Genomic DNA, 24,477 nt, shown 5'->3' with positions numbered 1-24,477 from the left:
CCGCACGGCTCGACGAGCCGTACGGCGCTTTCACATCAGAAGCGGTGACGCAGACCAATACGTACGCTTGTCTGCGTACTGGTGGTCGACGGCGTGAACAGGTAGCCCTGCACAGCATCGACGCCCGAGGAAGCACGCAGATAAGAGCCTTGCAAATAGACGTCGGTTCTCTTGGAGAAGTTGTAGTCGAAGCCGAGGCTGGCTTCGTTGTAGTGGTGTCCGTCCAGGGTCGAATAGAAGTAACCTGCCGAGGCGTTGAACGAAGGTGTGACCTGCCACGAGGCACCCGCGTCATACGTGCGTAGCACCGCGGTCTGGCCGAAGCCCTTGAACCAGACATCCGAATACGCAAGTCCGTAGGTGACCTTCCCCAGTATGTAACTCGCGCCGACCGTTAGCACGCTCTGACTGTCGATCTGCATCGCTGTGCTGGAGAACAGGTCGGTGACCTGGCCGGTGGACGGGTCGCGCGTTGCGGTAGTCTGGCCGAGGAAACTGGAGACGCCCATTGACGCATACGGGTCTATCGCATTCGAGCCATTCGGGTTGTTCATGCGCAGATAGACCACGCCGGCGGAGAACGGACCATGGTTATATTGTCCGCCAAAAGACCACGAACTATCTTCATGCAAACTGCCCGGCACGTTGCCGAACGAATACAATGCGCCGGCTTGCAATCCGTTGAAATCGGCACTCTTGAGCTTGATGACGTTGTCCAGGCGTTCCCAGCCCATGCGGTCCAGATCGCCCTGGTGAGTCGCGTAACCGCTTGCCCAGGCGCTCATCGCGTAGATGGCGGTGTAATCGTAAATCAGGTCGTATTGACGGCCCATCGTAATGGAACCGTATTTGTTTTGCAGGCCTACCCATGCCTGACGGCCGAATTCGCGACCACCTTGACGGAAGGTGCCATTTAACGCGTCGAAGCCGTTTTCAAGGGTGAAAATCGCTTGCAGTCCGCCACCCAGATCTTCCGTTCCTTTCAAGCCCCAGCGATTGCCCGACGCGATCGAGTCGTCCATCTTGATGTTGTGTGCGCCGCCTTCGTTGCTGACGAATGTGGGGCCTACGTCGATCACGCCGTACATCGTCACGCTGCTTTGTGCGTGAGCCAAACCCGTTGCCGCAACGCCGACAAGCGCAGCGATCCGTCTGATAGTCCTCATGCCGCTCAACTCCCCTGAATTGATACTGCTGGAAATTGGTAGTGCGAACCAGATGCCTCGCAGCAGGTGCGAAGCGGTTGACTGGGTCGAACTACCTGCACACGTGGTTTGCACGTTCTGCGGTCGCCACAGCACACGGCAAGTTGGGAATTTCGATGCAGGTGCTTTGTGACAAAACGTGCGCCATGCTAACATTCAGGCGCCATGTGAACAAAAATGATTGTGGGATTTTTATGAAATTTAGGTAATTTTCGCGTCATAAAGTGATGAGAGACGACAAAAATTACCGATATAGGGCGAGGTTCGGGACGATGGCAACGTTGCAGGCTTTATGAAAAGCAGGAAGATCATCAAATTCGGCGTGTGACAATTGTGCGCATGGCGCTCTGAAGTTCAACGAGTAAATTGGAGAAAGCTACGTGTGTAAAGTTTTTCGAGGCAGTTACGGCGTGACCGTTACGCCGTTCACAGCGGACGGTAAGTCGATCGATATAGAGGCGCTCAAGCGTTTTCTCGACTGGCAGATAGAAGCGGGTTCCCCCGGTGTCATCATTCTTGGCACCACGGGCGAGTTTTTGACGATCACGGACGAAGAACGCACGCAATATGTAGAGGCCACGGTCAAGCACGTTGCAGGGCGAATGGACGTGCTGGTCGGTACGATGAACGCGTCGACACCCAACGCGGTGCGCTACACCCGCGAAGCGGAAGCGCTCGGAGTGGACGGATACATGATTGTTCCACCGTATTACTACACGCCAACCGAAGATGAAATCTTCGAATACTACCGGGCGATTTCCGAAGCCACGTCGCTGCCGATCATGCTGTACAACAACCCGGTCACGACCAATGTCGACATGTCGGCGCAACTGGTGGCGCGTCTGACCCGTGCATTCGACAACGTGCGCTACATCAAGGAAGCGAGTATGGACGTAGGGCGTGTCTACGACGTGATCGAGGCCACCGACGGCGTGATGAACGTCTTCGCGGGCGAACGGCCGGTGGAAAGCTTCCTGCTCGGTGCGGTCGGATATGTCAATCCGTACGCGAACTACATTCCGAAAGCCTCCACGCGTATGTGGGATGCGCTGGTCGAAGGCGACATCGAAGAGGCAAAGACCATCCAGAAGATGATTGGCAGTTTCGACCGGATCATCGCGGAAGGTCATCCGACTTATGGGCATCAGTGCTACTCGAAGGCGCTGGCGGCATCGCAGGGTTATCCGGTCGGCGATGTGCGTCCTCCACTCACGACGTTTTCCGCGCTTGGTGAAGAAGGCATTCAACGGCGCGCGAAGATCGTGTCGATCCTCGACGACATCAACGCCTATGTCGCGCGCTGCGCGGCACAAAAGGCCTGAGCCCACCATGCGCGAGATCAGCCTGTTCACACCGTTCAGTTCGCGAGGCACGACTTTCGCCAATCGGATCGTCGTGTCGCCGATGTGTCAATACCGTGCCGTCGAAGGTCAGGTCGGCGCGTGGCATCTTGCGCATCACGCGCGCTTTGCGCTCGGCGGTGTGGGAGGTGCGCTGATCGAGGCAACGGCCGTTGAACGCGACGGCCGTATCAGCGAGGGCTGTCTCGGCCTATGGCACGACGGCCAGATCGCTGGTTTCCGTCAGTTGGCCGGGCTGTATCGCGATCAGGGTATCCCGCTTGGCGTGCAGATCGGGCACGCCGGGCGCAAAGCCAGTTCGGCTAGCCCGTGGGACGGCGCGGGACCGCTCGCGGAAGCAGTGCCGCCGCGCGGCTGGACCGCGATTGCGCCGTCGGCGCTGGCGCACGCCGACGGTTGGCCGATCCCCGTGGCGCTAGATGAAGCCGGTATTGCGCGCATCGTTGCCGCGTTCGCGGCGAGCGCGCGGCGGGCGGTCGAAGCCGGACTCGATTTTGTCGAGTTGCACGGCGCGCACGGCTATCTGTTGCACGAGTTCCTGTCGCCACTGGCGAATCACCGTACGGATCGCTATGGCGGCGCGTTCGACAATCGCGCGCGCCTGGCGCTGGAAGCCGCGCTCGCGGTGCGGCAGGCTGTACCGGAGGCCATGCCGGTGTGGTATCGCGCATCCTGCGTGGACGAAAGCGCGGGTGGCGTCACGCTCGACGAAACGGTCGAGCTGGCGCGGCGGCTGAAAAACATCGGCATCGATCTGCTCGACTGTTCGTCGGGCGGCATTCGCGGGCCCGTCGCGCGGTCGATTCGCGCAGAGGCGCCGGGACATCAAGTGCCGTACGCCGAAAGGATTCGTCGCGAGGCTGGAATGGCGACAATGGCGGTGGGATTGATCACCGAACCTGAGCAGGCGAACCGGATTATCAGCGACGGGTCAGCCGATTTTGTAGCGATTGGGCGCGAGTTGCTGGCTGATCCCAACTTCGTGTATCGCGCCGCGCGGGCGTTGGGCCATCCTTTTCCGCACGAAGTGCTGCCCAGGAATTTCGCCTTCTTCCTGGCGCGGCGTAACATGCTTTCTGCCGATGCCGTGACGAAGTAATCCGTCGCGTCTTCCCAACACTCCACCTGTCGAACCGATGAACGATGTCATTGTGATCGGCGGCGGTCTCGCCGGCTGCGCGACTGCCTATTACCTTGCCCGTGACGGCGTTGCCGTAACCGTGCTGGAGCGCAGCGAGTTGAATACGCAAGCGTCCGGGTCGAATGCCGGCAGCCTGCACGCACAGATTCCGCATGATCCGTTCGTCAATCGCGGGCCGCAATGGGCCAGAACGTTTGCGCCGACCATTGGCCTGCTGCACCGTTCTATCGACGTATGGCGCGGTTTGCCGGCCGAGCTCGACGCTGATCTGGAAGTGTCGCTGAAGGGGGGGCTTCTGGTTGCGACCGACGAATCGCAGATGGCGTCGATTGCGGCAAAAGCAGAAGTGGAGCGCTCGCAAGGACTCGAAATCCGTCTGCTCGACCGGGGCGAAGTCAAAGCGCTCGCGCCGTATCTGTCCGATGCGATTGTCGGCGGCGCGTTCTGTCCCGACGAAGGCAAAGCGAGCCCGCTTGCTGCCACGCTCGCTTATGCGCGCGCTGCGCGCACGCACGGGGTGGTGTTCGAGCGCCATGTCGCGGTGACACGGATTGTCCGTAGCGGCGAGGGCTTCGAGGTGTTCGCCGGCAACCGGGCATTCCGGGCGCGGCGCGTGGTGAATGCGGCAGGCGCCGACGCCGGCAAGATCGCATCGCTGCTCGGTATCGCCATCGACGTGCAGGGATTCGCGATTCAGGTTGCCGTGACGGAGCGCGTCGCGCCGCTGATCCCACACCTCGTCTATTCAGCCGGCGACAAACTCACCCTCAAACAGAATCAGGCCGGCTCCATTCTGATTGGCGGCGGTTGGCCGGCGCGCTGGCACAGCCGCGGTCATCCGAGTACCGACCCCGACTCGCTGGAACGCAATATGGCGGTCGCGCTGGCTGCAGTGCCGGCGCTCGGCGCGCTGTCCGTGATTCGCACGTGGGCAGCGGTGGTGAATGGAACCGACGACTGGAAGCCAATTCTTGGCGAAGTGCCGGGCACGCCTGGCTTCTTCATCAATTTCTTTCCGTGGATGGGCTTTACGGCAGGGCCGGCTATCGCACGGATCATAGCGAGTCTGGTGCAAGACAAACCGGCGCCCTTCGATGTCGACCTTGCGCCATTCCTGCTGGCGCGCGCCTGATTTCTCAGGCATGCGAGCCGGCGCACAGCCGGCTTAGTGATGCCGCAGAATCTTCCCGACGAAGTCCCGCGTACGTGCTTCGCTGGCATTGCCGAAGATCTTGTCCGGCGTGCCGATTTCGACGATCTGCCCTTTGTCCATCATCACCACCCGCGTGGACACTTCGCGCACGAACGACATTTCATGCGATACGAGCAGCATCGTGATGCCTTCGCTCGCCAGTGTGCGCACGGTGTCGAGAACTTCGTTCACGAGTTCCGGGTCGAGCGCGGCGGTGATTTCGTCGAGCAAGAGCAATTCGGGTTTCAGCGCCAGCGCCCGCGCAATGGCAACGCGCTGTTGCTGGCCGCCGGAGAGTTCGTCCGGGTAGCTACGGTGTTTATCCGCCAGGCCCACGCGGCGAAGCAGTTCCTTCGCCTCGTTTTCCACCTGATCGCGTGCGCGCTTCTTGATCTTCAGAGGCGACAGCGTGACGTTGCGCATTACGTCCATGTTCTGGAACAGGTTGTATTGCTGGAACACGATCGCCATTTTGTCTCGCGCAGCGCGAACGCTCTTGCGCGACGAGTAATTGAGCGGCTCGTCGTCGAGCACGACCCGGCCGGCAGTGGGCGGCATCAATCCGACCAGCGTACGCAGCAGCGTGCTCTTCCCCGAACCCGACGGTCCGATCAGGCTGATGACTTCACCGCGTTCAACCGAGAGTGTGATGTCGCGGAGAACCTGTTGCTGAGCGTATGCGCTTGAGAGCTTTTCGACTGCGAGGTGAGGCAAGGCGATTCTCCAGATAGGCACCCAGACGGCTTAACGGGTAGGACAGAATAAAGTAGGCGGCAAGCACCGCACCGTAGACGAGAAAAGGCGAGAAGCCGCGGTTCATCAACACCTTGCCGGTGAAGGTCAGTTCGACCACGCCCATTTGCGAGGCCAGCGAAGTGTCCTTGATGAACATCACCATGAAGGCGAAGGCAGGCGGCAGAATCACTTTCCACGATTGCGGCAGCAGCACGAGGAACAACGTACGCGTAAAACCGAGGTTCATCACCTCGGCCGCTTCGATCTGCTGCCGGGGAACCGATTCGAGTCCGGCGCGAATCACCTCGGACAGAAAGGCGGTAGCGACGATGCAAATGGAAACGGTCGCAATCGTGAAGAGCGAAACCTCGGAGCCGAAGCCTTGCAAGGCGAACATCACAATAAACAGATTCACCAGAAACGGAATACGGCGGAACACTTCCACCAGCATCGTCAGTACGATACGCACCGGCGCCAGCAGACGCGTTTTCGTATAGCGGATAACAGCGATCAGTGTGCCGAGTACGATGCCGACGCCGCATCCAAGCGCAGTCATGGCGAGCGTGCGGCCCATTGCTTCGAGCAGGAACTCGAGCGTGAAGCGGGTGAAAAACGTAGGGACTTGTGCAGCGATTTGATCGAGCATCAGAAGATCCTCGCTTTGACACGGAAGGCGTAGCGGCCGGTCAGCGCGAGCGCGATCGACGCAACGAACGTCAGTGCGACGTACATGGCGGCCACGACCGAGAAGGTTTCGATCGTGCGCATGTTCGCGCTGGAAATGTTGATCGCGCGGCCGGTCAATTCTTCCACGCCGAAAATGGAACCGATCGAGCTGCCCAGCACGAGCCAAATGAAAAAATTGCACAGCGGCGCGTAGATGGTCTTGGCGACGTGCGGCAAGATCACATAGCGAACCGTTTGCAGGCGCGACATACCGAGCGTTTCTGCGGTTTCCAGTTCAGACGTGCGCACTGAACTGATGCCCGAGCGCAAGATATCCGTGAGGTAAGCGCCGGAGTTCAGCGTGAGGCCGATCAGAACGGCGGCCATTGGCGAAAGGGTGATGCCGGCGTCCGGCAGCGCGTAGAACAGAAAGAATATCTGCACGAGGGCTGGCGTATTCGTCAGCACAACCACGTAAAGACCGATCGCGCGGCGTGTGAGCGCGCCACCGTGCAGCTTGCCGAGCGCACCGGCAAGACCGATCAGGCACCCGAGCCAGAATGAAACGAAGGCGATCTCGAGCGTCAGAACCGCACCGGTTGCCAGATACGGTAACTGGCGCAGCACATCGGCATATTGAAGCGTGTAGGTCATGGCAATCCAGAACAAATGACGGCGTGCCTTTGCAGGCACGCGCTGTCATGCAGGATGTGGCCGCCGCGCGGCTGTCCGTGCCAGCGGCCCCGGCTCAAAAACTCAGAAGTACGGGTTCGGTACGATCGGCTTCTGCATGGGCGTGCCATACGCCTTTTGCCAGGTATCGTTGACGAAACCCGACGAGTGCAGGTCGAACAGCACCACGTTCAGATAGTCCTTCAATGTCGAATTGCCTTTCGAAACGCCAATGCTGTCGTAATTGACGAAGATCGGGTCGTTCAGCGTACGCCACTTGATATTCGGATAGTTCTTGGTGAAATTCTGGAAGAAGTCGATGTTTTCGACAATCGCGTCGCCGCGTCCTTGTGCGACCGCGCGCACGGTATCCGCAATCGATTCGACCAGTAGCATCTTCGCTTTAGGCAGTTTGTCCTTCACATAATCGACCGACCAGTTGCCGCGCATGTCGACCAACGTGATGGACGGTGAATTCAGATCCGTCCATTTGGTTGCCTTGATCTTGCTGGTCGTTAACACGGACATCGACTCCGTGTGCAACGGCACGGTGAAATCGATCAACTGCGCGCGCTCGGCGGAGCGGGTCAGTGCACCTAACGAGATGTCGATACGATCAGATACGAGAAAGGGCACACGCTGCGCGGCTTCGGTCGGCACGAATTCCGCCTTGATATTCAGCGTGCTGGCAATCTTGTTGCCAACGTCGATATCGAAGCCGGCCAGTTGATTCGTTGCGTTGTACGAACTCATGGGGGGAAAGTTCGGGTTCACGCCGATGCGAATGGTGCCGCTCTTGATGATCTGATCGAGCGTGCGGGCTTCGGCCACCTGTGCGGTCATCGTTGCGACAACCGCAGCCAGCACGAGAAATACTGCTCTAAACATTGAGAACTCTCCGGAAGGGGCAAGTGGGAAATCGGGTGGCAGGCGCCATAGTCCGGATGCCGTCGCCCCGGTCGGCCTTGCCTGGCTGTCCACGAAAAAATTGTGGGCTCATCAAAATACGCTGTCAAAGAAAATGTGCGCAAGGCGCACTTATGTTCTCAAAAATTCCTTACTAACGCTTGCGCGAGAAACTACCGGACGTAGCTCGCGCCGTTGACGTCGAGCGTGGCGCCGCTCAGGTGGCGCGCCGTGCCGCTCGCCAGAAAAGCGACCAGATTGCCGATGTCGTCCGGTGGCACCCACTCGCCCATCGCGAGTGATGCGGTGATCTTCTCCTCGCCCCCCTGGGTCGCTGCGAATGCCTCGGACATCTGGGTTCGAACCACGCCTGGCGCCACGATGTAAGCGAGCAAGCCGTCGCGGGCGTGCGCGCGGGCAACGGTTTGCGTCATGGCGCGCACGGCTGCTTTGGAGGCCGCATAGGCGATCGTGTCGGGGTTGGTCACACCGCGTTGCGCTGCCCAACTGGAGATGGTGACGAGCACGCCGCCGCTCTGCTCAAGGAAATGCCGGACCGCACGCCGGATCAGCCTGGCCGGGGCGAGCACGTTGACGGCGAGCGTGTCTTCCCAGACAGCGTCCCAGGTCGCGTCGTCCGCGCCGAAGCCGCCGTGCCACAGCATGATGGCTGCGTTATTGACGTAGACGTCGATCTTGCCGCGCCAGGCCTCGGCGTCGTCCCACATTGCTTCGGTGGCCGCCAGATCGTGCAGGTCTGCCTGCACGAAATGCTTGCGCGCTGGCGGTACGTCGGCCAATGCCTGTTCGGCGCCCGCGCGGTCACTGCCGTAATGCGCGATGACGTGAGCGCCCGCCGCGCCCAGCGCGCCGGCAATGGCCGCGCCGATGCCTTTGGACGCGCCCGTCACGAGCACGGTCTTGTTTTCCAGACTGAACATAGAGATGACCCGAGTTGAGGAAGACAAACCGCGGCGGATTACTGAAGGCCCGCGTCTACGGGAAGCAGCACGCCGGTGATGCCGCTGGCGGCATCGGAGGCCAGGAACAGCGTGGCTTGGGCAACCTCGGCCTCGGTAGCGAGACGTCTCAGCGCATTGCCGTTCGCGAGTTCCTGTAGCGCGACATCCGCTTGCGCGCCGCCGGCACTGGCGCGATATCTGACGCGTTCGAGCAGCGCCTCGGTTGCGATCGGTCCGGGTGCCAGTGCATTGACACGAATGCCTTGCGGACCGAGATCGCGCGCCGCGGAGCGGACGATGCCAAGCACGGCGTGCTTCGACGCCGTGTAAAGCATCTGGCGTGCATGCGCCGCATACGCATTGATCGAAGCCATGACAACCACTGATCCGCGCGTGGCGCTCAACGCCTTGGCCGTTCTGGCTAGCGTGAGCGCGACGCCGCGCGCGTTCACCGCCATTACCCGATCCCATTCATCGAAATCGAGGGCTTCGGTGGTGCGCCAGCCGGGCACCAATCCGGCATTGGCGATCACGACATCGAGCTGGCCGAACTGTTCCACTGTTGCCGCGACGCAGGCGGCGACACTTGCCTCCGAGGTGACGTCGCAGTCGAGAGCCACCATGCCGTCGGGCGGTAGCATTCGCGACGCCGAAGGCAAATCTGCAACGACACCGACCGCGCCGGCCTGAGCGAAAGCGGTCGCGACAGCATGACCCAGGCCGCGCGCGCCTCCGGTGACCAGTACAACCTTACCCTTCAATGACGACTGCATGAACGATGGCTCCAATGGATATCTCTTTCGAGATTGCCATTGATACTAGCGCACAAAAGTTCGCTATGTAAACATCGCGTCATTAAAAAAGGGGATGGGAACTTGCGAAAATGGATAAAAAAACGGCACGCAAGGCGTGCCGTTCGGGTGCTGCTTCAGGTTTGCGGCGGCCTAGGCCTGCAACGCCCGGGTGATATCTTTCGACGCCTCCAGCATGGCTGACAGGATCCGGCTGTTGATGTCCTGTGGTGTCACGCGCTCGGCCGGACAGCAGACGTTGAGCGCAGCCACGACCTTGCCGTCGCGGTCGCGAATCGGCACTGAAATGGAACGTAGGCTGATTTCCAGTTCCTGATCGACGATGGACCAGCCGCGCAATCGGGTTTCTTCAACCAGTTCACGCAACTTCACCTTCGAGGTCACCGTATTCGGCGTGAATTTGTGCAGCTTCGCCTTTTCCAGATACGAGTGAAACTCGGCATCCGGCAGTGCGGCGAGGAGCACGCGCCCGGTCGACACGCAATGCGCGGGCGTGCGGCTGCCAATGGAGATGCCGACATTCATGATCCGGTTCGATGTAGCCCGCGCCACGTAGATCACCGAGTCGCCGTCGAGTACCGCGGCAAAGCACGATTCCTGCACATTCGCCGAAAGCGCGTTCATGATCGGCTGGGCGATGTCCCAGATGTTCATGGACGATAGCGCCGAAAAACCGATCTCTAGAATCTTCGGCTTCAGGTTGAAGTACTTGCCGTCGGTCTCCGCATAGCCCTCGCGTACGAGCGTGAGCAGAAAGCGTCGGACCGTGGCGCGCGTCATGCCGCTCGCCTCGGCTACTTCGCTCAGCGTGCGCCGCGGCGTGTGCCGGTTGAATACCTTGATGACTTCCAGTCCACGAGCGAACGAGCCGACGTAATCGCGATCGCGAACTTCGTCGTCGTCCTCCAAAGCCGTCTCGTATGCGGCCATATGCTTCCCCTTTAAGTAGTTGCAGTGGGCGCATGGCGCACAAAATCTGCATTACGTAAAGTTTATCAGCAGACTTCCGCAATGCACACATATTTGAGTTCAGTAAATTCCTCGATGCCGTGCTTTGATCCTTCGCGACCTACGCCAGATGCCTTGACTCCGCCGAATGGGGCGCCCTCGAAGGAAGTCGCGCCCGTGTTGACGCCCACAATCCCGCATTCCAGCGCTTCGCTGACGCGCCACACGCGCGCATTGTCGCGAGTAAAAAAATAAGCGGCGAGGCCGAATTCCGTGTTGTTGGCAGCCGTTACTGCTTCCGCTTCTGTTTCGAAGCGGAAGATCGGCGCAACTGGGCCAAACGTCTCCTCGATCGCGACTTTCATCGATTGGGTCACGCCGGTGAGCACGGTTGGTTCGTAGAACGAGCGGCCCAGGGCGTGCCGCTTGCCGCCCGCCGCGATCGTCGCGCCTTGAGCGAGCGCGTCCGCAACGTGTTCTTCGACCTTTGCGACCGCGTCGTCGTCAATCAGTGGACCCTGGGTGACGTCCGCGTCGAAGCCGTCGCCAACCTTGAGCGCGTTCACCGCGCGCGTCAACGCTTCGACGAACCGGTCGTGAATGCCGCCCTGCACATAGATCCGATTCGCGCACACGCAGGTCTGACCCATATTGCGGAATTTGGACGCGATCGTGCCGGCTACGGCGACATCGATATCCGCGTCGTCGAAAACGATCAGCGGTGCGTTACCGCCCAGTTCCATCGCCACCTTTTTGATCGTGCCCGACGCCTTCTGCATCAGCGAACGGCCGACTTCGGTCGAGCCGGTAAACGTGAGCTTGCGTACGAGCGGATGGGTTGCGAGTTCGTCGCCGACTTCCGATGCCGCGCCCGTCAGCACGCTGAACACGCCAGCGGGCAGCCCGGCACGATGCGCGAGTTCGGCCAGTGCGAGCGCTGAAAAAGGCGTTGCGCTGGCAGGCTTGAGCACCATTGTGCAGCCGGCGGCGAGTGCTGGGGCAGCTTTGCGCGGGATCATCGCCATCGGGAAATTCCACGGTGTGATGGCGGCGCACACGCCGATCGGCTGCCGTAGCACGAGCATGCGGCGGCCTGCCGTCGGAGCCTGGAGTACCTCGCCGTGCAGGCGCTTGGCATCTTCCGCGTACCACTCGAAAAACGCCGCGCCATAGAGAATCTCGCCGCGTGCCTCGGCGAACGGTTTGCCCTGCTCGGCGGTGAGAATCCGGGCGAGATCGTCGACATGCGCCACGATCAGCTCGTACCAACGTTTGATGATTTGCGAACGTTCTGCCGCAGGGCGCGCACTCCACGCGGGGAGCGCTATGTGGGCTTTCCTGATTGCGTCCGCCGTCATTGCGCGGCTCGCTTTCGGCGCTTTGCCGACCACTGCGCCGGTCGACGGGTTGATGACTTCGATAAACCCGTTGCCTGTCTGCTCGATCCATTCGCCATTCAGATACAGCGCTTGCTTGAGCAGGCTCGGATCGTTGAGTTTCAGCATCGTTGAAATTTCCTTGGTTGGGCGTGAACGTTTTTTTCCATTCGTTGATTTATGTTCTCATATCGCCCAAAATGACGCAATGCGCACAAATTTATTTAAATAAATTTGCAGTGAATCGACGCGATGCGATTCCCTGTCTGCTGTTTTTCGGCTGTTAAGCAGCTTCCCTACCTGGAGATAGTCATGAGTTTTCCCGTGGCGGACCACGCGCCCGACCTCAACAATCTGGACCGGCAATTCTTTTTTCATCCGTTTACAGCGCTGGGCGATCACGAGCGCAATGGACCGCTCGTGATGGTGTCCGGCGAGGGCGTGTGGTTGGAGGACAACCACGGGAAGCGCTACATCGATTCGATGGCGGGTTTGTGGTGCGTGAACATCGGCTATGGACGCCGCGAGATTGCGGACGCGATTCACGCGCAGGCGATGAAGCTGCCTTACTATCACACGTTCGCTTCGATGTCGACGGAGGCACCGATTCTGCTGGCGCAGAAGCTGATCGAAATGTCGCCGGTGCCCATGTCGAAGGTGTTCTTCGGCAATTCCGGGTCGGACGCGAACGATACGCAGGTGAAGCTGGTCTGGTATTACAACAATGCACGCGGCCTGCCGCTGAAGAAGAAAATCATCGCACGGCGGCGCGGCTATCACGGAGTGACGGTGGTGACGGCCGGCATGACCGGCTTGCCGGGACTGCATGGCGGATTCGATTTGCCGCTCCCGTTCATCAAGCACACGACGGCGCCGCATCGGCTCTGGGAGGCCGAGCCCGGCCAGAGCGACGCTGAATTCGTGGCAAAGCTCGCCAACGACCTGGAACAACTGATTCTGGCGGAGGGTCCGGAAACGGTCGGCGCAATGATCATGGAGCCGGTGATGGGTGCGGGCGGTGTAATTGTGCCACCGGAAGGCTACTACCCGGCGATCCAGAAAGTGCTCGACAAATACGACGTGCTGCTGATCGCCGACGAAGTGATTTGCGGCTTTGGCCGGCTCGGCACCATGTTCGGTACGGAGGCAATGGGCATGAAGCCGGATCTCATTACGGTGGCCAAGGGCGTGACGTCGGCCTATGTGCCGTTGTCGGCGTGCCTGGTTTCGGAGAAGGTGTGGCGCGCGATTGTGGCGGGCAGCGACAAGCTCGGCGTGTTCGGTCATGGCTTTACGTATAGCGGTCACCCGATCGCGGCGGCTGCGGCACTCGCCAACCTGAAGGTCATCGAAGACGAACAACTGGTCGCGCAGGCGGGCTCGCGCGGCAAGATCATGCATCAGTATCTGCGCGCGGCTTTCGCCGACCATCCTGCGGTGGGCGACGTGCGTGGTTTCGGTCTGATTGGCGCGGTGGAATTCGTCGCTGCACGCAACCCGGCCAGGCGTTTCGACCCAGCCTTGAAGGTGGGCGTTCGGGTGGCCAAGGCGGCGCTCGCGAGCGGGCTGATTACGCGTGGCTTGCCCGACGGCGATTCCATTGCCTTCTCGCCGCCGTTTGTCATCTCAGAAGAGGAGATTGCCGAGATGGTGCAACGTGCGCGCAAGGCGGTCGACCAGGTATTCGGTGAATTGAAGGCCGAAGGGCATTGGCAGGGCTGATCTGCGTACGGTCCGCAAACCATTGATTGGTGTGCGGACCGTTAGCCAGCTTCGCCGGTCAACGAGGACGCGTGGCGACGCTCCCTGAACTATGAAGCGCCGGTCACGGCGTGGCCCGTTTTTTCAGATGCGCGCGCCACGTCATCGCCCAGCGTGACGGGTCTTCCAGTGGTCCGCCGTCGATCCGTCCCGCCGGATGATTGTGCGGCGCGCTGCGGACGATATCCGGCGTGGTGTAAGCCTCGTGGCAGATCTGTTCAAGTACTGCGATCCACGTGTCGATATCCTCTTTCGACCACATCTCGCCTGCTTCCGGCGTAAAGGGCTGCGGCACGATCCACGGTTCGTGCGCGAGCCAGAATGCGTCTATGCCGAAATCGACCATCCGGTTCTGCACGTCGAACACCGTCACGCCCGTTTCCCGTTCGAGGGTTTCCAGGCTAAAGCGCGTCATCTCCATCCGCCATGCGTCGACGTGTGGATGCGAGCAGGTCACGCCGCGAATTTGCGTGAGTTTCTGCGTCATGTAGTTGTTCGCAAGAACCGAGATATCCGCTGCCGCCGCAATGCCTTGCGCGCCCATTGCGCGTACCCACGCGTAAGCCTTGATGACCGTTTGCATGTTGCCGAAGAATTCACGCACGCGGCCAATGCTCATGTCCGAGCCGGGCTCCAGCCGGTACGCACCGTCGTGCTCGACGACGAGCGGCCCCGGCAAATACGGCGCAAGCGCGTTGCTGCAGCCATATGCGCCGACTGCGGGGCCGCCGCCCCCTTTCGGGCCGCCGAAGGTCTTGTGCAGCATGAACATGCATGCGTCGAATCCGAGTTCCCGCGCACGAAGGCGACTCATCACCCCGTTGAAGTTGGCGTGATCGTAGAAGCACAAGCCGCCTGCTTCGTGCACGATCCGCACCCACTCCTTGATGTTCGGGTTATAGATGCCCATGTCGTCCGGATTGTTGACCATCAATGCGGCCGTGCGGCTCGAGACGACCGATTTCAACGCCTCGACCGACGGATAGCCGTTCTCCTCCAGCGTCAGCGTGATCACCTTGAAGCCCGCCGTGGCGGCAGTCGCGGGATTGCACGGATGCGACTGTATCGTAGTGATGATTTCGTCGCGCGTTTCCAGTTCGCCGCGCGCCGCATGGTAGGCGCGCGTCACGCATGCGTGTGTGTATGCCGCGTCCGCGCCGCCAGCGGGCTGGAACGTGAAGCTGTCCATGCCGGACAGCTCGCGCAGCGCGAGGTCGAGCGAATGGATGATGTGCAGCGCACCTTGCAGCGTATCGGGATGTTGGCGCGGATGTAATTCGGCGACTTCATCGCGCGACGTAATGGCTTCGTTCAGGCGCGCGTTGTATTTCATTGTGCAGGTGCCGAACAACGAGATGCCCATCATGCCGAGCGTCTGCTGCGACAGATGCAGATAATGGCGCAGCACGTCGGGCTCGGACATTTCGGGCAACGCCGGACGCTTCACGCGGCGCAGCGCGGCGGGAATCAGCTGGTCGGACGGGCCGACGGATGCGGTAACTCTGGGATCGGGTTCGGGAAACAGCACGCCGCGGCGGCCTTTGTACGACATTTCCATTACGATCGGTTCGTCCCAGACAGCGGCGTGATAGCGGCGCAGGGCCGGTTTAGTCGTCATGATTCAGGATCTCGCCAAGGGTGTCGAAGAGCCGGTCGATGTCGCGCCGCTCATGGAGCTCGGTGACGCAATAAAGCGCGCGCTGGCCGAATGCCGGAAACTCCGCGGACAGATCGTGGCCGCCAAAAATTCCGCGTGCGCGTAGCGCCTGATTGATCGATGCGACGCTGCGGCCCGTTGCGGAAAAATCGACGACGAATTCCTTGAAGAAGCTGCCTGATAGCGGCACCGTCACACCAGGAAGCGCGGCGAGCCGTTGCGCTGCATAGCGGGCCTGCGCAGTGATGAGCCGGCCTGCGTCCTCGAAGCCTTGCGGACCCATCAGTGACAGGTAGACCGCGTTAGCAATGGCCCAAAGGTAGACCGAGTTGCCGGTCCAGTCCTTGCCGTTCTCCCGCGATCCATACGAAGACTGCTCGGCGAGCGACAGGCCGAAGCCGATTTCGCCCGCGCGACTGGTGCTGGTCATGCTGACGAGCAGCGTCGGATATTCGCGCGCATAGCGTTCTTCGTCCCGGGTCGCGATGAAGCCGCCCAGACCGCCGCCGCCATACATGTGTACACCGAGCGGCTGGGTTGTGCCGACCACGATGTCCGCGCCATAAGACGGGGGCGGCGCGAGCACGCCGAGCGAAATCGGGTCCACGCCGACGATCATTTCCGCGCCCACAGCGTGTGCCAACGTGGCGAGCCGTTCGGCATCTTCTTCGAGGATGCCGAAGTAATTCGGCATTTCGATGTACACCGCCGCCGTGTCCCCGTCGATTTGCGCGGCGGCCTGCGCCAGATCGATGCGACCGCTCGCGGGATCGGTCTGCATCGACACGATCGACAGATGCTGCGCCATCCCAGACGGCTCGCAATAATTGCGAATCACGAGCAGACGTTCGGGATCGAGCACTTCCGGCACGAGCACCTTGCGCCGGCCGTTGAGGCGCGAGGCCATGCGCAATGCGTGGCCGGCCGCGCAACCCCATGTATAGACGGGCAGGCCGACCAGATCGCAATCGACCAGTTCGCCAAGCTGGCTGCAGAACTCGAACCATGCCTGATAGCGCCCCTGGTCAGACGAAGGCGTCCCCCAAACGGAGGTCAGAAATTCACTGCGTCGCGCGATTTCGTCGCAAATGGCAGGGACGTGATGACGCCAGCAGCCGCCGCCGAGAAAACTCAGTTCGCTTTCGCAATGACGGTTCTGACTGAGCGTGTCGATCAGATACCTTCTGAGTGCGGCTTCCGACGGGAGCGCGGGCGGCAGATCGAGGGGTGCCTTCGTCAGATGATCAGCGGGAATCTGCTCGAACAATTCCGCAACGGTCTTTGCGCCGATTGCGTCCAGCATCTCCTGCTGGATCGCAGTGACGGAATTGGCCATGAAGGGATGCGGCTGACTTCGCATGCGGTACTCCGGTGATGCACGCCTGATTTAAGTTGCGCACATTTGTTTGTATGGCGCACAATATAACCATATAAATTTGTTGTCGCAAGGTTGGATGCGAACGTGTCGATCTGCATTGGGATAGTCATCAATCCGCTTGCCGGCGTGGGCGGCGCGGTCGGACTCAAAGGAAGCGATGGGCCGCAGACCGTTGCCGAGGCACGCGCGCGGCAAGCCTGCTTCGCGGCGGGTACGCGTGCGTTGCCCGCATTGCTGCGACTGCGGGCGGCAGCGGATACGGCGTGTTTCCGTGTGGTCACTGCGGCGGGCGCGATGGGCAAGGACGCCTGCCGGCTTGCAGGACTCGATGCACGAGTTGTGGCGTGGCCCGCTGGTTCGCCGAGTTCTTCGGCGGATACGGCGGCGGCGTGCCGCGCGTTCATTGCTGCCGGAGCCGATCTGATCCTGTTCGCGGGCGGTGATGGCACGGCGCGCGATGTCGCCGCCAGTGTCGGGACATCTTTTCCGATGATCGGCATTCCGTGTGGCGTGAAGATGTATTCGGGCGTATTCGCCATGACATCGGCGCGCGCCGGGGAAGTGGCGGTCCAGTGCGCGCTTGGACGATTCGACGTGCATCCCGTCGAATTGCTCGATATCGACGAAGCGCAATTGCGCGCCGACCGTGCGTCATCGCGGCTGCACGGACATGTGCTGGCACCGGTAGACCGCACGCGGATGCAGGCGAGCAAGGCGCAGTTACCCGAAAGCGGTCTTGCGGATATCGAGGCGGCATGCCGTCAACTGGCGGCGGAATTTGCACCAGACACGCTGTATATCGTTGGTCCCGGCACGACGATGGCGACGCTTTGCGAATGCGCTGGCGTGCGCGGCACGATGCTGGGTGTCGATGCGATCGTCAATGGCAGGATCGTGGCCGCCGATGCGTCGGAAGCCACGCTGTTGACGCTGCTGGACAGATGGCCGTCCGCGTCGATCGTAATGGGAGTGATCGGACGCCAGGGATGCCTGTTCGGCCGCGGCAATCAGCCGATCAGCGCGCGCGTGCTGGCGCGCGTACCGCGCCAACGCATCGAAACGGTGGCGAGCGTTCACAAACTGCTGTCGCTTGTGGACGGCCGCCTGTTCGTGGATACCGGTGACGCCGACATGGACCGTGCGCTTGCCGGGCCGTTGCGGATTCGCACGGGGGCTAATCGCAGCATGGTGATGCGGTTGACCTGCTGAAAACTCGAATGGGAGAAGTGATGAAGAAGGTCGCGATCATCGGCGGGGGCAGCATTGGTGTTGCGTTTTGTATCGTGTTTGCCCGAGCCGGCTTTGCAGTGCATCTTTACGAACCGGCGCAAGAGCGGCGAAACGCCGTGAAACCCGAGGTGCTGACGCGCCTTGCCGATCTCGCCGAGTTTGGGCTACTCGCCGAACCAGCGGAGTCGATGCTGGCTCGCATTACGGTATTCGATGACCTGGCCGAGGCGATAAGTGAGGTTGTGCTCGTGCAGGAATGCGCGCCGGAGCGTGTCGATCTGAAACGCGAACTATTCGCGCAAATCGACCTGCATGCGCCTGCTACCGCAGTGTTGGCGAGTTCTTCGTCGGCATTGACCACGTCTTCTTTCGCCGGTGCTTTGCCGGGGCGCGCGCGCTGCCTGGTTGCGCATCCAGGCAATCCGCCTTATCTGATCCCGGTAGTCGAGATCGTGCCGGCACCCTTTACAGACGACGCGACGATCAGCCGCGCTACGGAGTTCTACGAATCGGCGGGGATGAGCACGGTCCGTGTGACGGGGGAGATCGAGGGGTTCATTTTCAACCGGCTGCAAGGCGCGGTGTTACGCGAAGCATATTGCCTGGTGCGGGACGGTGTGGCTTCGGTTGCGGATATCGACACGGTGATACGCGACGGCGTCGGCCTGCGCTGGTCGGTAACAGGGCCGTTCGAGACCGTTGATCTCAACACGCGCGGCGGGATCGCGTCGCATGCGCAGAAGATGGGGCCTGCGTACGAACGAATGGGCGCATCGCGTGGCCAGCATGATCCATGGACACCCGATCTCGTGACACTCGTGGCGGCCCAGCGGCGCGCTGCCTTGCCACTCGACGATTGGGATGCACGGGTTCGGTGGCGTGATCGCCAGTTGATGGGCTTGATCCGGAATCGCAGGAAAGCGTGACGATTGTACGTAAGCCTTTGAGATCCGGGGTGAGGCCGTCGATTCGCCCGGAGGCAGCCGCTCGCCGGAAGAGTCAGGTTTTCCACTAGCGGATTCGCACAAAAAAATGGGCCGCTTTGCAGCGACCCTAATGCGTGGATTGCCAACTCTACGTGCGCAAACTTAAGGCGGCCTTAAATTCGCGCGCGAGAACTTCTTTGATGTAGTGAGCGAACGCGCGTGCGAAATTGCCGCACGCGAGTCTCTCGCGCGCGGCAATTTCGACCGACAAGAAATGAGGTGCTGAAACCTAATTGCCGAACACGCTGTTTTCGGCGCGGACCGTTTGACGGTCCACTGCTTGTAGACGCCAGAAGCCGCTGGTCGGCGCGCGCGTCGGCAGGGCCGTCCATGCCGCGGCGCCTTGCGCGGCGCTCACGCGCTGTTTGCGGTCCACGTGTAAGCCGCGCAACGTGCACAGCGGTGCGTCCGTGCTCGGCGCACAAAGCGTCGTCACGCCGTTGTCGTCGTGCAGTTCGCCCCACGGCGGCAGATCGATCCCCTGGTGCGCCTCTCTCGACCACCGATGCTCTTCGGTATCGAGCCATAAGACAGCGTAGTCGTGGCTGACGGTGGGATCCGAACCGTTGATGAGGATGGTCAGTCGCATGGCAGTTCCGTACAGATTGCGAAGTCGTGCTTTATCAGTCTATGCCGCAACGCGTGTTATTCAAGGCAAAAGGTATGACGGTCGGGCACGAAAAAATGGACGCAACCGCGCAGCGCATTTGCGCGTGACGAGTACAGTAACCGCTGATGGATACCGATACGCCTGCGGCCACACCGCAGGCGTACGAACCTCGACTCTCAAGCCAGATCCAGGCTCGCTGTCAAATCTCCCAACGGCGCGAGCCCATTGCTCGCGAATGCGCGATCGCGTGCCACCACGCCCTTGAGCGGCGCGAGGCCATGCACCCGGCTGATCAATCGAAGAATCGAATTGGTGTCGTACACGGTGTGGTCGACATAACCCTTCTTCGCCAACGGCGAAACGACCAATGCAGGAATCCGCGAGCCCGGACCCCAGCGGTCGCCTCTTGGCGGCGAGACCGGATCCCACCAGCCGCCGTTCTCGTCGACGGTCACGATCACGACCGTATTCGCCCACTGCGGGCCGCGTTGAATATGTTCGATCACCGTCGCGATATGACGGTCGCCCGATTCGACGTCCGCATAGCCCGCATGCATGTTCAGATCGCCTTGCGGCTTGTAGAACGTGACCGTGGGCAAACGACCCGCATCGATATCCGCGATCAGACGGTTGGTCGACGCGTCGTTGCCGAGGCCGCCGTCGCGTAGATACCTGCGCCGCGCCGCCGTGCCCGGCGCGTAATTGGCGAAGTAGTTGAACGGCTGGTGGTGATACTGAAAGTCGGGCACGGCACCGGTATCCTGATGCTCCAACGCGTACTGCCATGCGCCGCTGTACCACGCCCAATCGACACCTTTGTCCGTCAGGCGGTCGCCGATCGTCGCGTAATTCTGCGGCGGCAGCACGCGCGGATTCGACAGATCCGCAAAGGCCGGATTGCCGCCTTCGGCCGGCCGCACGTTGCTCGGCTGATATGGCGGCGCCATCGTGTTGACGGCATAGCCGTCGGCGGTGAACGCGCCGTCGTTGACGAACTTCGGCGGACCGTCGAGCGCGGAGGCGGGCGAGTCTTCCGCCTGCTTCAGCCGTGTGCCGGTCGGATCGTCGCCTTCAACCACCGACACCATCTTCTTTGCCGGGCTGTTCTGAATGTCGGGATAGAACGGCGCCTGTGCCGAAATCAGAAAGATGTGGTTCAGCCACGAGCCGCCAAAAGCCGCCATGAAAAAGTTGTCGCACAGCGTGTACTGCTGCGCGAGATTCCACAGGCGCAGTGTGTCGGCGGAGTTGCGGTAGTGGCCCATCACTAGGCCGCCGGAATCGCCCCACGCGGCGAACTGGTTGTTGCGGCCGGCGTTGATCTGCATCTGGTTCTGATAGAAGCGGTGCACGAGATCGCGCGTGATCACGCCGGTCGGCAGCGGCGCACCCTGCGCGTCGGCGATGTAGAAGGGGCCGTTGCGCAGATCGACGATGTCTTTCTGGCCGATCATGTAGCGCTTGCCGTCCACTTCCTGCGCTTGCGGCACGAGGCCGCCCCAGATTGCCGGCAAGCGCGGCAGCGGCGTCTTGCCGTCGCGGTCGAGTTGCAGATAGCGCTTGGCGCTCACGGCATCGAGCGGATTTTGAATGCCGGGGAAGTTGCCGTACAGGTTGGCGAAGCTGCGGTTCTCCGCATAGATCACCACGATGTGCCTGACCTGATCGCGGAGCGCGGCGTCGAGGCGTAGGTCGGCGGCGCTGCGCGGCGCGCCGTCGCTGAACAGGTTCTGGTCGGTTTTGCAGCCGGTGAGCGCCAGTCCGAGACCGACCGCCGCGAGGCCGGTGAGAACCCGGCGGCGGTCGGGATCGTCCGGCGCGTCAGGGGTGTTGTCGGCGTTGGTGGCGCTCGGCGGCAGGTTGGAGTCGTGATCGGTCATCGCTAGGTTTCGACGTGGCTGTGACGGGCGCTCAGGCTCCGCTCGGAGCCGCCTATGCGCGGCACCGGTTGCGGATTCGAAGCGGGCGGAAAGTACAGGCTAAGGCAGCCGGCGCTTTACGCGCCAACTGTTATGCGTCGCGTCGACGGCAAGCAGAAGCCAATGCCGGGTGTCGACGGGGTGACGCTTTTGCGTGGCATAGCGGTCCACCATCAATTCGAGTTCGTCGAGCGTTCGTCGATGGCAAGTGGCGTTGGCGCCGGAACCGTCGGCGAATTCGACGACGGCCGCGGCCGCCCGTGCCTGCTCCGGCAAGTATGCGATGCGCACCGCGCAGCCCGGATAAAGGTGCGAGTCGGCAACCTGAATCTGAATGGAATCGGACATGGGTGTGGCCTCCGAACGCCTGAGCGGAGCGAATGCGCGGCCGCAGCGAGGCTTGGCGCAATGGACCGCTTCAAAGCATAGCACCGCGTGAAACGGTGGCGGTGCGGCGAAAGGCATGGTTAACCACGACCCAGCACACGACCCGGCACACGACCCGGCACACGACCCGGCACACGACCCGGCACACGACCCGGCACACGACCCGGCACACGACCCAGCGCACGACCCGGCGCACGACCCGGCGCACGACCTCGGGCACGTTCCGCCATACCGGCGAGCGCTCCACGAGTGTAGAGGATCGGACGGCTCGCGGCGGGGCGTGTCGGAAGAAATAACGACGACAGTGAAGGTGCCCGGCGGCACGCGCTATCATGCTGATCTGACCTTGATGAACAGCAGAAACGGCAGCCAAGATGGCAAAAGAAGAGCAGACAGGAGCGGGACGCAAGCACGCAAAGCCACGCGGTGCGGCAGCCGCGATTTCGCAGGACGACGCGGCGTTGCCGAGCCGGCTGGATGGCGCCGAGTCCCCGGATTCCACCGACGAAGAAAGCGCCGGCGGATCGACTTATCTCGTGCCGGGCCTGGAACGGGGTCTGCGTATTCTGGCGGAATTCAGCGCGCGCGAGCCGGTGCTCGGTGCGCCCGAATTGTCCAAGCGTATCGGCATTCCGCGCACCACCACGTTCCGTTTATTACAGACGCTCGAAGCGCTCGGCTTTCTGGAGCGCGTCAACGGCGACCGTTATTTTCGCCTGAGCGTCGCGGTGTTGAGGCTTGGCTTCGAATATCTGAGTTCGCTCGAACTGACCGATGTCGGCACGCCGATTCTCGAACGCCTGCGCGATGCCACGGGATTGAGCACGCATCTGCTGATTCGCGATCAGCGCGACGTGGTGTTCGTCGCCAAGGCGCAAACCCATGCACCGATGTTCAGTTCGGTGAAGGTCCACGTCGGCACGCGTTTGCCGGCACATGCGACGGTGCACGGCCAGGTGTTGATGGGCGATCTCAGCTTCGAGGAATTGCGCCAGTTATATCCCGAGCCGCAACTCGAACGTTTCACCGAACGCACGCCGGCCACCGTGGAAGAGCTGTATGGGAGAGTGCGCGAAAGCGCGACGCTCGGCTATGCGCTGAGCGAAGCGTCGTTCGAGCGGGGTATTTCGGTAGTGAGCGCACCGGTGCGCGACCAGAGCGGCAAGATCGCGGCCGCCTTGACGGTCACGATCCCACGTTCGGATATCGGCGAAGCCGAAGAGCGCGAGCCGCTCATCATTGCGGTTTGCCAGGCGGCGCTCGAATTGTCCGAGCGGCTCAGCTATCGGCCGCGTGCGGACGATCCGACCGCGATTCAGGCCCGCCGCAAGCCGGTGGCGGCGAGCTGATTCCGCTTTCGCCCCTGTTTCCGCTTCCGCATTCGCTTGGGCGCTAGTCCGGCTGCATTCGCCAGCCGGACCGCCTGCTTCACATCACAGCATCGTCAGCACATCAGAACGAGTGATGGATGCCGGTCAGGATGATCGTCTGGTTCCGGCCGCTCGACACACCTGCCGTAAAGAACGCCGCATCCGTGTTCGAACCCGCGCGCTCGTACAGTGCATTCACGTAGAGTTGCGTCGACTTCGACAGCGCGTAGATGTCGCCGATCTCGAACTGCGTCCAGCGATGCCCCGCCAACGTCGTCGTCGCGGCACCGCCGGCGACGCTGTTGAACGGCGTGAACTGATAATTCGCGCCGACGTCGTAGCTCTGATACGTGTCCGAGTGCCCGGCCGACTCCAGCTTCACGCGCGTGTACAGACCGTGCACCAGCAGCTTGCCGAACTGGTATGACGCGCCCGCGCCCATGTTTTCGACCTTGCTCGCGGTGTAAGCCGCCGCTGCCACGCCCTGGAAGTTGGTGATGCCCGTGGTGACGATCGACGGCGTGCGGTCGTGCTCATTCGCATACGTCGCGCCGGCCTTGAACGGACCGTTCGCATAGCTAAGCGCAAAGCTCAGTGTCTTGCCGGTGGAGAAGTTGGTCGTATTGCCGAGACCCATCATCGCGCCGACCTGAAAGCCGTTGAAACTCGCCGAGCGGAATTTCACCGAATTGTCGAACGGCACCACGCCCGTGTCGGCGAGTTCGTCGATATTGCCCGGGTGGAACGCGTACCAGCTGGCCGCCAGATAAGCCGTGCTCAGCGGACCCAGCACGTCGAAGCTGAACGGCGTCTGATGACCGAGCGTCAGCGTGCCGATCGTGTCGGAGCTCAAACCGACAAACGCCTGGCGGTTGAACAGCACGCCGGATTTCGCGAACGCGCCGGTGTTCGTATAGAAGCCGTTTTCCAACTGGAAGACCGTCTTCAGGCCGCCGCCCAGATCTTCCACGCCCTTCAGGCCCCAGCGGTCAGGCTGCATGTTGCCCTGTTCTTCCATCCACTTCGAATGGCCACCTACATTGCTGACATACGCGACACCGGCATCCAGGCTGCCGTATAGCGTCACACTGCTCTGCGCCCATGCGCCTGTCGTTGCGCAGATTGCCGTCAAGCCGGCCGCAATGATGTGCTTCACCGTTGGTTCTCCTGATCACACGACGGATAGCTTTCGCCAGATTCGTC

General features: G+C 61.5%; 22 protein-coding genes. 7 read left to right on the top strand and 15 right to left on the bottom strand.

Annotation, left to right across the window (positions count from 1 at the left end; translation table 11 throughout):
* Positions 1–35 precede the first annotated feature (35 nt).
* Positions 36–1,166 carry a porin gene (locus tag PDMSB3_RS35580; RefSeq protein ID WP_007178595.1) on the bottom strand — a complete coding sequence of 377 codons (1,131 nt, stop codon included), beginning with the start codon at positions 1,164–1,166 and terminating at the stop codon, positions 36–38.
* A gap of 419 nt (positions 1,167–1,585) precedes the next feature.
* Here PDMSB3_RS35580 and PDMSB3_RS35575 point away from each other — a divergent pair, with 419 nt between their 5' ends.
* From PDMSB3_RS35575 to PDMSB3_RS35565, 3 genes are read left to right on the top strand one after another with little or no spacing between them, the layout of a single operon-like run.
* Positions 1,586–2,527 (top strand): dihydrodipicolinate synthase family protein, encoded by a 942-nt coding sequence (locus PDMSB3_RS35575; RefSeq protein WP_007178594.1) that lies wholly within the window; start codon positions 1,586–1,588, stop codon positions 2,525–2,527.
* 7 nt (positions 2,528–2,534) lie between these two features.
* On the top strand, positions 2,535–3,665 hold the full coding sequence (locus PDMSB3_RS35570; protein ID WP_007178593.1) for an NADH:flavin oxidoreductase/NADH oxidase: 1,131 nt from the start codon (positions 2,535–2,537) through the stop codon (positions 3,663–3,665).
* A 37-nt stretch (positions 3,666–3,702) separates the two neighbouring features.
* The gene (locus PDMSB3_RS35565) at positions 3,703–4,839 is read left to right on the top strand and encodes an NAD(P)/FAD-dependent oxidoreductase (protein WP_007178592.1); all 1,137 of its coding nucleotides are present in this window, start codon (positions 3,703–3,705) and stop codon (positions 4,837–4,839) included.
* A gap of 33 nt (positions 4,840–4,872) precedes the next feature.
* Here the strand turns inward: PDMSB3_RS35565 and PDMSB3_RS35560 are convergent, their stop codons facing one another.
* The 8 genes from PDMSB3_RS35560 to PDMSB3_RS35525 all read right to left on the bottom strand — a co-directional run bounded on the left by PDMSB3_RS35560 (position 4,873) and on the right by PDMSB3_RS35525 (position 12,105).
* Entirely contained in the window at positions 4,873–5,613 is a 741-nt protein-coding gene (locus PDMSB3_RS35560; RefSeq protein WP_007178591.1) for an amino acid ABC transporter ATP-binding protein, read from the bottom strand.
* Positions 5,534–6,280, bottom strand: coding sequence for an amino acid ABC transporter permease (locus PDMSB3_RS35555; protein ID WP_007178590.1), 747 nt, complete (start codon positions 6,278–6,280; stop codon positions 5,534–5,536). Before PDMSB3_RS35555 ends, PDMSB3_RS35560 begins: the two co-directional genes overlap by 80 nt.
* Complete coding sequence (locus PDMSB3_RS35550) at positions 6,280–6,954, bottom strand: amino acid ABC transporter permease (RefSeq protein WP_007178589.1); 675 nt, start codon at positions 6,952–6,954, stop codon at positions 6,280–6,282. Before PDMSB3_RS35550 ends, PDMSB3_RS35555 begins: the two co-directional genes overlap by 1 nt.
* 102 nt (positions 6,955–7,056) lie before the next feature.
* Complete coding sequence (locus PDMSB3_RS35545; protein ID WP_007178588.1) at positions 7,057–7,860, bottom strand: transporter substrate-binding domain-containing protein; 804 nt, start codon at positions 7,858–7,860, stop codon at positions 7,057–7,059.
* Positions 7,861–8,051: 191 nt separating this feature from the next.
* On the bottom strand, positions 8,052–8,819 hold the full coding sequence (locus PDMSB3_RS35540; protein WP_165189566.1) for an SDR family NAD(P)-dependent oxidoreductase: 768 nt from the start codon (positions 8,817–8,819) through the stop codon (positions 8,052–8,054).
* A gap of 38 nt (positions 8,820–8,857) precedes the next feature.
* Complete coding sequence (locus tag PDMSB3_RS35535) at positions 8,858–9,613, bottom strand: SDR family NAD(P)-dependent oxidoreductase (RefSeq protein WP_007178586.1); 756 nt, start codon at positions 9,611–9,613, stop codon at positions 8,858–8,860.
* Between the two features lie 171 nt (positions 9,614–9,784).
* Entirely contained in the window at positions 9,785–10,582 is a 798-nt protein-coding gene (locus PDMSB3_RS35530; RefSeq protein WP_007178585.1) for an IclR family transcriptional regulator domain-containing protein, read from the bottom strand.
* A 65-nt stretch (positions 10,583–10,647) separates the two neighbouring features.
* A complete protein-coding gene (locus PDMSB3_RS35525) occupies positions 10,648–12,105 on the bottom strand; it encodes an NAD-dependent succinate-semialdehyde dehydrogenase (RefSeq protein ID WP_007178584.1) in 1,458 nt (485 codons plus the stop codon).
* Positions 12,106–12,288: 183 nt separating this feature from the next.
* On the opposite strand from PDMSB3_RS35525, the gene PDMSB3_RS35520 reads away from it, so the two are divergent.
* Positions 12,289–13,698, top strand: a complete 1,410-nt coding sequence (locus PDMSB3_RS35520) for an aminotransferase (RefSeq protein ID WP_007178583.1) — start codon at positions 12,289–12,291, stop codon at positions 13,696–13,698.
* Positions 13,699–13,801: 103 nt separating this feature from the next.
* Here PDMSB3_RS35520 and gcvPB read toward each other — a convergent pair whose 3' ends face one another.
* Entirely contained in the window at positions 13,802–15,355 is a 1,554-nt protein-coding gene (gene gcvPB / locus PDMSB3_RS35515; RefSeq protein ID WP_165189564.1) for an aminomethyl-transferring glycine dehydrogenase subunit GcvPB, read from the bottom strand.
* Positions 15,345–16,754 (bottom strand): aminomethyl-transferring glycine dehydrogenase subunit GcvPA, encoded by a 1,410-nt coding sequence (gene gcvPA, locus PDMSB3_RS35510; RefSeq protein WP_007178581.1) that lies wholly within the window; start codon positions 16,752–16,754, stop codon positions 15,345–15,347. Before gcvPA ends, gcvPB begins: the two co-directional genes overlap by 11 nt.
* Before the next feature lie 102 nt (positions 16,755–16,856).
* On the opposite strand from gcvPA, the gene PDMSB3_RS35505 reads away from it, so the two are divergent.
* Entirely contained in the window at positions 16,857–17,981 is a 1,125-nt protein-coding gene (locus PDMSB3_RS35505) for an ATP-NAD kinase family protein (protein WP_007178580.1), read from the top strand.
* Positions 17,982–18,001: 20 nt separating this feature from the next.
* Positions 18,002–18,928, top strand: coding sequence for a 3-hydroxyacyl-CoA dehydrogenase (locus tag PDMSB3_RS35500; RefSeq protein WP_007178579.1), 927 nt, complete (start codon positions 18,002–18,004; stop codon positions 18,926–18,928).
* Positions 18,929–19,217: 289 nt separating this feature from the next.
* Here PDMSB3_RS35500 and PDMSB3_RS35495 read toward each other — a convergent pair whose 3' ends face one another.
* The 3 genes from PDMSB3_RS35495 to PDMSB3_RS35485 form a co-directional block, all read right to left on the bottom strand.
* Positions 19,218–19,577, bottom strand: coding sequence for a DUF3564 domain-containing protein (locus tag PDMSB3_RS35495; RefSeq protein WP_007178578.1), 360 nt, complete (start codon positions 19,575–19,577; stop codon positions 19,218–19,220).
* 197 nt (positions 19,578–19,774) lie between these two features.
* The gene (locus tag PDMSB3_RS35490) at positions 19,775–21,478 is read right to left on the bottom strand and encodes an acid phosphatase (protein ID WP_165189562.1); all 1,704 of its coding nucleotides are present in this window, start codon (positions 21,476–21,478) and stop codon (positions 19,775–19,777) included.
* A 99-nt stretch (positions 21,479–21,577) separates the two neighbouring features.
* Positions 21,578–21,865: a hypothetical protein gene (locus PDMSB3_RS35485; RefSeq protein WP_007178576.1), complete on the bottom strand. Its 288-nt coding sequence runs from the start codon at positions 21,863–21,865 to the stop codon at positions 21,578–21,580.
* 413 nt (positions 21,866–22,278) lie between these two features.
* Between PDMSB3_RS35485 and PDMSB3_RS35480 the strand changes: the two genes are divergently transcribed.
* Positions 22,279–23,253 carry an IclR family transcriptional regulator gene (locus PDMSB3_RS35480; protein WP_007178575.1) on the top strand — a complete coding sequence of 325 codons (975 nt, stop codon included), beginning with the start codon at positions 22,279–22,281 and terminating at the stop codon, positions 23,251–23,253.
* Positions 23,254–23,356: 103 nt separating this feature from the next.
* Here PDMSB3_RS35480 and PDMSB3_RS35475 read toward each other — a convergent pair whose 3' ends face one another.
* Positions 23,357–24,430, bottom strand: coding sequence for a porin (locus PDMSB3_RS35475; protein WP_007178574.1), 1,074 nt, complete (start codon positions 24,428–24,430; stop codon positions 23,357–23,359).
* Positions 24,431–24,477: the final 47 nt, after the last annotated feature.

Origin of the sequence: Paraburkholderia dioscoreae (genome assembly GCF_902459535.1) — a bacterium.
Taxonomy (GTDB): Bacteria; Pseudomonadota; Gammaproteobacteria; order Burkholderiales; family Burkholderiaceae; genus Paraburkholderia; species Paraburkholderia dioscoreae.
This window is presented reverse-complemented; position numbering and strand designations above follow the sequence as displayed.